The organism is Microcystis sp. LE19-10.1B, assembly GCF_027530565.1.
Lineage (GTDB): Bacteria > Cyanobacteriota > Cyanobacteriia > Cyanobacteriales > Microcystaceae > Microcystis > Microcystis aeruginosa.
Map to the genome: position 1 here is coordinate 1 of NZ_JAPZQM010000306.1, position 8153 is coordinate 8153.

The 8153-nt window shown below is 45.4% G+C and carries 10 protein-coding genes; 3 read left to right on the forward strand and 7 right to left on the reverse strand.

What is annotated here, in order from left to right; translation table 11 throughout:
• Positions 1-221: 221 nt before the first annotated feature.
• Entirely contained in the window at positions 222-1016 is a 795-nt protein-coding gene (gene pgeF / locus O9332_RS10945) for a peptidoglycan editing factor PgeF (RefSeq protein ID WP_002759681.1), read from the forward strand.
• Positions 1017-1076: 60 nt separating this feature from the next.
• Positions 1077-2054 (forward strand): methionyl-tRNA formyltransferase, encoded by a 978-nt coding sequence (fmt, locus tag O9332_RS10950; protein ID WP_288025458.1) that lies wholly within the window; start codon positions 1077-1079, stop codon positions 2052-2054.
• Between the two features lie 29 nt (positions 2055-2083).
• Here the strand turns inward: fmt and O9332_RS10955 are convergent, their stop codons facing one another.
• The 3 genes from O9332_RS10955 to O9332_RS10965 form a co-directional block, all read right to left on the reverse strand.
• Positions 2084-2464, reverse strand: a complete 381-nt coding sequence (locus O9332_RS10955) for a cyclic nucleotide-binding domain-containing protein (protein ID WP_002759683.1) — start codon at positions 2462-2464, stop codon at positions 2084-2086.
• Positions 2439-2639: a hypothetical protein gene (locus tag O9332_RS10960; protein WP_002759684.1), complete on the reverse strand. Its 201-nt coding sequence runs from the start codon at positions 2637-2639 to the stop codon at positions 2439-2441. Before O9332_RS10960 ends, O9332_RS10955 begins: the two co-directional genes overlap by 26 nt.
• A gap of 189 nt (positions 2640-2828) precedes the next feature.
• On the reverse strand, positions 2829-3635 hold the full coding sequence (locus O9332_RS10965) for a TlyA family RNA methyltransferase (protein ID WP_002759685.1): 807 nt from the start codon (positions 3633-3635) through the stop codon (positions 2829-2831).
• Between the two features lie 139 nt (positions 3636-3774).
• Here O9332_RS10965 and O9332_RS10970 point away from each other — a divergent pair, with 139 nt between their 5' ends.
• Positions 3775-3996 (forward strand): hypothetical protein, encoded by a 222-nt coding sequence (locus O9332_RS10970; RefSeq protein WP_002759686.1) that lies wholly within the window; start codon positions 3775-3777, stop codon positions 3994-3996.
• Positions 3997-4113: 117 nt separating this feature from the next.
• Here O9332_RS10970 and O9332_RS10975 read toward each other — a convergent pair whose 3' ends face one another.
• From O9332_RS10975 to O9332_RS10990, 4 genes are all read right to left on the reverse strand, one after another.
• Positions 4114-4944: a metal ABC transporter permease gene (locus O9332_RS10975; protein ID WP_002759687.1), complete on the reverse strand. Its 831-nt coding sequence runs from the start codon at positions 4942-4944 to the stop codon at positions 4114-4116.
• A 242-nt stretch (positions 4945-5186) separates the two neighbouring features.
• Positions 5187-6545 (reverse strand): thioredoxin-disulfide reductase, encoded by a 1359-nt coding sequence (gene trxB, locus O9332_RS10980; RefSeq protein ID WP_002759688.1) that lies wholly within the window; start codon positions 6543-6545, stop codon positions 5187-5189.
• 86 nt (positions 6546-6631) lie between these two features.
• Positions 6632-7411: an HAD family hydrolase gene (locus O9332_RS10985; protein WP_288025460.1), complete on the reverse strand. Its 780-nt coding sequence runs from the start codon at positions 7409-7411 to the stop codon at positions 6632-6634.
• Between the two features lie 203 nt (positions 7412-7614).
• Complete coding sequence (locus O9332_RS10990; RefSeq protein ID WP_288025461.1) at positions 7615-7983, reverse strand: SpoIIAA family protein; 369 nt, start codon at positions 7981-7983, stop codon at positions 7615-7617.
• Positions 7984-8153 lie beyond the last annotated feature (170 nt).

Sequence of the window (8153 nt, forward strand, 5' to 3'; positions counted from 1 at the left end):
GGAGTGATCAGGGGGAAATTCAGGGACTTTTTCCCTGAAAATTAGGTAATTGACCCCCTCAAAATCGGTAAAACCCCACACCCCACACCCCACACCCTACACCCTGCCCCTAGGAAAAACTTTTTCAGCAGACCCTAAATAATCTTCCGGTTGCCGTTTGCCAAGCTCAGAACTAGGATAGGAAAGAACGAGGTATTAATGCAGCAAGAGAGGTTTAGACTGTGACCAATGTAGCGATCGATGTCCGATTAACCGAGACTTCTCTGTGGCAATGGCAAATATGGCAAGGATTGCCCTATCTTACCTGTAATCTCCTAGAGGACTGGTCCCACGGCTTTTTTACCCGTCATTATTACCCCCAAACCCCGGAAGCTTTTACGGCTGCTCTGGGGGCAAATGTACCGGTTTATCGGGTCAAACAGGTACATGGCGATCGCCTATTAAATCCCCAAGGGATTACTAACCCGGAAATTGTCGAAGCGGATGGAATTATCACCGATGCTTCCGGTCAAGGGATTTGGGTGGCCAGTGCTGACTGTACGCCCGTACTAATAGGCGATCGCTCTACTGGTGTTGGGGTGGCGATTCATTCTGGATGGAGAGGGACGGCCAAAAGGATAGTTCCCAAAGCAGTAAAGCAGTTATTAAACTCAGGTAGTTGTTTAGATAACTTAGTGCTGGCCCTGGGGCCGGCAATTGCCGGGGAAGTGTATCAAGTAGAGGCAGAAGTTGCCGTAGAAGTGGGTTTAAGTTTATTCCCCCAAGAAACCAATCCCGACCAAATTCTGGCGAATTTATTGAACCTGTCCCCCTCCCCCTTATTTGCTGACGAGGAAAAAGGAAAAGTGCGCTTAGACGTGCGACGGGTGATTTATCATCAACTACAACAGTTAGGAATTCGGGATGAACAAATTGCGATCGCTCCTTTTTGTACCTATCAACAAGAGGATCATTTTTTCTCCTATCGTCGGGAAAAAGCCAAAAAAATTCAATGGTCTGGCATAGTTAGCCGTTAATAACTCGGTGGACATTCACTGATTACTGCTCACTGATAACTGAAAAATCCCCCCTCTCCCATGCGTATTGTTTTTTTCGGAACCCCGACTTTTGCTGTTCCCACCCTAAAAAAATTATTAGCCAATCCCGATATAGAAGTAATTGCCGTCGTTACCCAACCGGACAAGCGCCGGGGAAGGGGCAATCAATTAATCCCCTCACCGGTGAAACAAATAGCCATAGAACAGCAAATACCGGTTTTGCAGCCCAAAAGTGTCAAAAAAAACGCTCGAACCTTAGATTTTCTCAGACAATCGCGGGTGGATGCCTTTGTGGTGGTTGCCTACGGACAAATTCTCTCCCCAGAAATTCTAGAGATGCCGAGATTAGGCTGTATTAACGTTCATGGCTCAATTTTACCGAAATATCGGGGAGCAGCCCCCGTGCAGTGGTGCATCGCTAGGGGAGAAAAAGAAACCGGCATTACCACCATGTTAATGGATGCGGGCATGGATACCGGACCGATGCTACTGAAAGCCTACACCCCGATCGCTCTTTTTGACAATGCCGAACAGGTGGGAGCAACCCTAGGACAAATGGGGGCGGATTTGCTCCTAGAAACCCTCTCTAAGCTCGATCGAGCAGAAATTACCCCAATTCCTCAAAATAACGACGATGCCACCTATGCCCCTTTAATTCAAAAATCTGACTATCTAATCAACTGGCAAGATTCGGGCCGGAGAATTCACGATCGAGTCCGGGGTTTTTATCCTCATGCGCTGACCACTTTACGGGGACAACCCCTAAAAGTGATGGCCACTATTCCCCTAGAGGATCTCGGTCAACTTCCTCGAGAATTACAGACAAAAGACCTTTCTCATCTAAGCGGAGAAGTGGGAGCGATCGTGGCTCTCTGGAAAAATTTCGGGCCGGTAGTGCAGACGGGTGAGGGTTTATTATTATTAAAAGAAGTGCAATTATCGGGAAAATCACCGCGTTCTGGTGGGGATTTGGTCAATGGTTCCCGTTTAACTATCGGTGAGATTTTCGGTCAATAGTTTTCAGGGGATGGCTTTCCTTTGCTCCTCTATGCTTCACCGGTGAAGATTTTTTTCAACTTGCGAAAGCGATCGGAATAACTTCTTAACACTTCGATCGCAAACATGGGAGTTTCCTGCACGGCAAATAAAAACTGCGGTTGATTGAGATAGGCTAATTTACAATCAGTTTTGGCAATAGCTGTGGATTCTCGCAGTTTATCCCCATGCAGGAGCGCTCCTGCTCCGAATACATCCCCTTTTTCTAGAGTTTCTATCAATTGTCCCTTGATATACATCTCCACTTCTCCGCTAAGAATACCGTACATTAACTCGCCCTCCGTGCCATCGGCAAAAATAACTTCACCAGCTGGAAAAGTGCGATCGGGATGATTTTCGAGAATTTTAATCGTTTCTACGGGACTTAACATGATTTAACAATAATTTTTGCGGGTTATCTCTCCCATTTTCCAATACATTGAACTCCCCGATCATCGTTTTTGTATGTAAGAATACTTGAAACTTCTCTACCTGACAAAGATTCGGTTTGACTCTCAGAAATGCTTTGTTTAATCCTTGTCGGGGAGAGAAAATTTCCGTCTTCATACCTTTATCCTCTTCCTACCCAACCCGATTTTTGAGTGTATTTTTTTCTCTCTTATCTTTGCTCAAAAACCCTATATATATGGGCGCACGGATTCCCACTATACATGAAGTATAAAGCAAGTCTCGCCATTTGTCAAGGGTTTTCTGAAAATCTCCCCCACTTCCCGCTTCCTTGAGAAAATACCTAGTTTAAAACTGTTCGATCGCTGCTTGCGTAATTTCTGCGATCGCTGCTAAACTGGGACTAACTTGGCCAGTATCGGTGGACAACCAGAGAAGATACTCCACATTACCCGCAGGTCCGGTAATGGGAGACCAAGTTAAACCCCGATAGAACCATCCTAAGACTGCGGCGGCCTGTAAAACCTGAAAAATCGCCCCCGCTTGGTCTTGGTGGTCGCGAACTACCCCTTTTTTGCCGACTTTTTCCCGTCCCACCTCGAATTGGGGTTTGACCAATAAAATCGCCTCTCGCGGTGGATTTAATAGCGTCCACAGGGTCGGTAAAACTTTGGTCAGGGAAATAAAAGACAGATCCATAACTGCTAAATCGGCGGGTTTTTCCTGTCCGTATAACTTTTCTGGGGTTAAATAGCGAAAATTAGTTCTTTCTAGTAACATAACTCGTTGATCCTGCCGTAAACTCCAGGCCACTTGTCCATAACCCACATCGACCCCATAAACCCGTTTTGCTCCTTTTTGCAAGAGACAATCGGTAAATCCCCCCGTGGAAATGCCTCCATCTAAACAAATGCGATCGCGGACATCGATGGCAAACAATTCTAAGGCCTTAGCTAATTTTTCGCCCCCCCTTGACAAATAGGGCAGTTTCTGCTTAACCTCGATCACCGCTTCTGGATCGATTTCTGTGGCCGGTTTATCAATGATTTGGTGATTGACTTTCACCTCTCCAGCGCGAATTAATCGCTGTGCCTGTTGACGGGAATCACAGAGATTTTTGGCTACTAATAATAAATCTAATCTTTCTTTCGACAAGGAAGGCCTCCCAATAATCAGCGCCTAATTCTAAAAAATACCTTATTTTTCCGCAAGCAATCCCAGAAGGAAGATTATAACTAAAGATAGGGACAAACGGAACCCATCAGCTAAATTTTCGCTGCCATCCCGATATTTTATGGATAAAGAGACTCGATTCGCCATTTTAGTTATTGGCATCCCCTTTCTAGGACTAGCTTACTGTGGCTTGATTTTTGCCGTGATGATCTATTGGGTGTGGGGCCGGGAACATCCCGTAACCATGGCCACTTTTTTCGTCCTTGCTCCTTCTTTGATTTCTGGTTCTATCTGGCTGTTAGCCTCCTATAAAGCCCGCCAAAAGCAGCGTTTAGGGTTATAATTGGTAAGACTATCCCATCGGCCTCTAGAGAACAACTAATGTGGGGCAATGTGGGGGTGAATTGCCTTCACCCTCCCCTAGATAACTTTTTCTGATCACCACAACTAGGGGAGAGCCTTAAAGATTAGATATTTTTCTGGTGATAGTTAGGATGAAAGGTTTCCAAGTAAGACTGATTAAATAGCCCAATCCTGCCACTAAAATAATTGTCGCCCCTGAGGTGAGATTTAAACTATAGGATAACCACAAACCCACTAAAGTAAAGACAATTCCTAAAATAATCGCTAGGATCATCATTCCCTTCATATTTTTAACAAATTGTCCACTGATAGCGGCGGGAATAGTTAATAAAGCAATTACCATAATTAATCCTACCACCTGCATTACTGCCACAATAGTTAAAGCGGTTATTCCCATTAAACCTAAGTAAATTATCTCCACGGGAATATTGCGAATAATCGCAAAGGTTTCATCAAAAGATATGGCTAACAACTCTTTATAAAAGATACTAACTAAGGTGATAATTAATATATCTATGCCCGCCATTATCCATAAATCATCCCTCGGTACAGTTAAAATACTACCGAAAAGATAACTCATTAAATCAGCTTTATAACCGGGGGTTAAATCAATAAAAATTACCCCAATCGCCATACCAATCGCCCACATAACCCCGATTAAAGTATCGGCTCTCTCCCGGATGCGACGCTGTAAAAAACCCATGCCTAAAGCCGAAAAAAAGGTAAAAAATATCGCCCCCACCAGGGGATTAATCCCGAAAAAATAACCGATTCCTATCCCTCCATAGGCAGCGTGAGCGATTCCACCACTGATAAAAACCACGCGATTAACTACTACCAAAGTACCCACAATCCCACAGGCAATACTAACTAATATTCCTGCGGCAATCGCATGGCGCATAAAATCAAATTGTAAGGCCTCTAGCATAGGGTGTAGGGTGTGGGGTGTGGGGTGTGGGGTGTGGGGTGTTGGGGAGTGGGGAAGTGGGGAAGTGGGTTGTGGGGTGTGGGGTGTGGGGAAGTGGGGAAGTGGGGAAGTGGGGGAGTGGGGGAGTGGAGCATTTGGATGAAATTTCCCTATCACCCTATCACCCTATCACCCCAAAACCCTATCACCCTATCTCCTAACGACCGACTCCTGACTCCTGACTCCTGACTCCTGATAACTGATTATTGATAACTCTCAATTACTTGACGAAAATCGCTTTTTTGTTTGACTCCGCGCATTTCCTTGACTAATTCCCGGTCCTTAAAGAATTGTACCGTGGGAGTCCCAGTTACTTGACCCATTTTGGCAATTTCCGGGTCAGCTTCGATGTCAATTTCCACAAAATAAATTTTGCCATCGTACTCATCGACCACTTTATCTAAAATCGGTTTCAGGGTTTTACAGGGGCCACAGGTGGGAGAAACATATTTGACCATTAACAAGCGATCGCCATCGTGGAATAATTTCCGCAGAGCATAACCCCCAACGTGACGGGTTTTGTGAATATCAAAAGTTTCCTCCGTATCGGCCGGGGTTTCGCTAACGGTTTTTGTCTCGTAATGTTCAGAAGTGGCTGATTGACGGTATTCTTGGATTAAATTATGCTCCGATAACCATCTTTCTGCCAATAACGCCGCCATACACCCCGTACCTGCGGCAGTGATTGCCTGACGGTATTCGTGGTCCTGCACATCTCCTGCGGCAAAAACCCCCTCGACGCTGGTAGCAACAGTCCCCGGTTTGACTTTCACATAACCCACCTCGTCTAATTCTAGTTGTCCTTGGAATAGGGAAGTATTGGGAGTGTGACCGACGGCATAAAATAACCCTCTAACGGCTAATTCGCTGATTTCTCCCGTTTGCGAGTTTTTAATGCGTAATCCTGCCATTTTACTGCCTGTACCGAACACATCCACTGCTTGGGTGTGAAAATGAACGGTAACTTTCGGATTATTTAACACCCGGTCCTGCATTGCTTTCGAGGCACGCATCGCTTCCCCGCGTATCAATAAATGGACGTGAGAGCCGTATTTAGTTAAATATACGGCTTCTTCTGCCGCCGAGTCACCGCCACCAATCACAGCGAGGTTTTCCTCTCTAAATATCGGTGTAGCACCGTCACAGATAGCACAAGCGGAAATCCCGTTACTCCAGAATTGGGCCTCGCTGGGTAATCCTAAGCGTTTGGCAGTGGCTCCCGTGGCGATAATAATACTATTGGCCTTAACTTCCCGGTCCGTGGAACGAATGGTAAAAGGACGCTGACTTAAATCCACCGAGATAACATCTTCGGTATAGCATTGGGTCCCCCATCTTTCGGCCTGTTCCTTCATTCTTTCCATGAGCTTCGGACCGGTGATTCCTTCGGGAAAACCGGGGAAATTTTCTACTTCTGTGGTGGTCATCAATTGTCCCCCCGGAATGCCTCCCGCTTGGAAACCCTCAAACATCAAGGGTTTTAAGTTCGCACGCGCCGCATAAATCGCCGCCGTATATCCCGCGGGTCCCGAACCAATAATGACTAAATTCTCGACAGTCATAACCGTAAATGCAACTCATAACGACTACGCTTTTTAGTATAGCAGCATCAGTTATCAGTTATCAGTTATCAGTGTCATATTCCTCGTCACCGACTCTGCCAGTGGGTAAAGTCTGCCGCAAATTGAGCTAGGGATAACAGCTTAATACGGGTATCTTGAGCAACTTTTTGGCGCATTTGAGCCGTATTATATCCCCAATCGGCTAAATATAAGCCCACATCGTTTAAATCTGCTTGTTGCTGTACTAATTCCAACGCATCGAGACGATCCTCGACAAACCACAAATTAGCGGGGGATTCCGGTAAATCAGCCAGTATTTGCTGAATAGTCAGGTATTTCGGCTGTTTAATTTCCTTGCCAATTAATCTCGCTGCCGGAAAATTAATTGCTACTTTTTGTAACAATCGCTTGACAAAACGGCTTTCTTTTGTAGTGATGATATAAACCAAAAAATCCGAGTCTAAAAAAGAGGCCAGGCGATCGATCGCGGGTTGATAAAATTGATGTAAGGCTAACCAAGACTCTAGATCCGACTCAATCCATCGATCCCTAAGACCATCGAGGGCATTTGAGAGAACTTTTTTCGCTATTTTCTCCCTTTCTAGCAGATTTTGCCGAATTGACGGCCAATTATTTAAAGCTTCCCCGTCGGGAATACCGAGAACAAGCGATCGCAACAGTAAAGGCATTTCCCAACCGGTTTCGATAACGGGACGAAGTTGCGAAAAACTAGGGAAAAAATCCTCGGGAATTATTTCCGGCCAAAGGGTTTCATAGGTGCGTTTGCTAATCTGAAAATACTCGATCATGCCATCACAAAGAACACCATCAAAATCCAGTGCTAGAATGCGGGGGGATTGATTCATAAATGCTGGTTTAATCTCAATAATGGCAGTATAGCGCAGCGAAAATTAAAAAATTGTCTGGTACATCATGCTATTAGCTATTCTTTGCTTCATCGTTGATATAACATAGCTGTCTCCATCGGTCTAACCGTGTATTAGACACCTCCAAAATTCAGGCTAGATTGAGGTTAATTGCTGGAGATGTCTATTGTACTGTCAGAGAATCAGGAGCCGCCCAAGACCCATTGGGTCGCTACCTCAGTTTCCCCCCACGGGAACTGCCTGACTTCAGCGGCGACAAAGTGGGAAGCCAGACTTTCAATCAGTTTAACCAGAGTGGAATCAGTCACCACTGCAACCTTACTGACGTACTTGTGATGGTCGCGTATCAGCCGGAAATGAGCAACCAAGGCACCAAAACTCTCCCAACCAGTGAACGTGGGAACTTCGATGATTACGCCAGCAAGGCCACCAGTGGCTTCAATGTGGGGGTCCACTGCCTCCGCAATCTTGATGAAATCTTCCGCCGCAAGTGCAGATGTAGGTTGCATATACAGAATGCTATGCGCGGCATCTAAATTATACTCTATCATAGTTTGCCTCTCCCAAATGGTCGAAGTCTAACTATATACCTGGACTTCCCCCATACAGAAATACTAAAAAATTAACAAAACCCTTACTGCCTGGAGCTTCTCAGAAAAAATTGAAAAGACGCTACTGGGTACATTTTCCCTTTGAAAATGGCTGTACCGTTGACTGTATC

Coding starts and splice junctions, on each gene's coding strand:
- fmt (WP_288025458.1), top strand. CDS start 1,077: ATGCGTATTGTTTTTTTCGGAACCCCGACTTTTGCTGTTCCCACCCTA.
- O9332_RS10955 (WP_002759683.1), bottom strand. CDS start 2,464: ATGTTAAGTCCCGTAGAAACGATTAAAATTCTCGAAAATCATCCCGAT.
- O9332_RS10960 (WP_002759684.1), bottom strand. CDS start 2,639: ATGAAGACGGAAATTTTCTCTCCCCGACAAGGATTAAACAAAGCATTT.
- O9332_RS10970 (WP_002759686.1), top strand. CDS start 3,775: ATGGATAAAGAGACTCGATTCGCCATTTTAGTTATTGGCATCCCCTTT.
- O9332_RS10975 (WP_002759687.1), bottom strand. CDS start 4,944: ATGCTAGAGGCCTTACAATTTGATTTTATGCGCCATGCGATTGCCGCA.
- trxB (WP_002759688.1), bottom strand. CDS start 6,545: ATGACTGTCGAGAATTTAGTCATTATTGGTTCGGGACCCGCGGGATAT.
- O9332_RS10985 (WP_288025460.1), bottom strand. CDS start 7,411: ATGAATCAATCCCCCCGCATTCTAGCACTGGATTTTGATGGTGTTCTT.
- O9332_RS10990 (WP_288025461.1), bottom strand. CDS start 7,983: ATGATAGAGTATAATTTAGATGCCGCGCATAGCATTCTGTATATGCAA.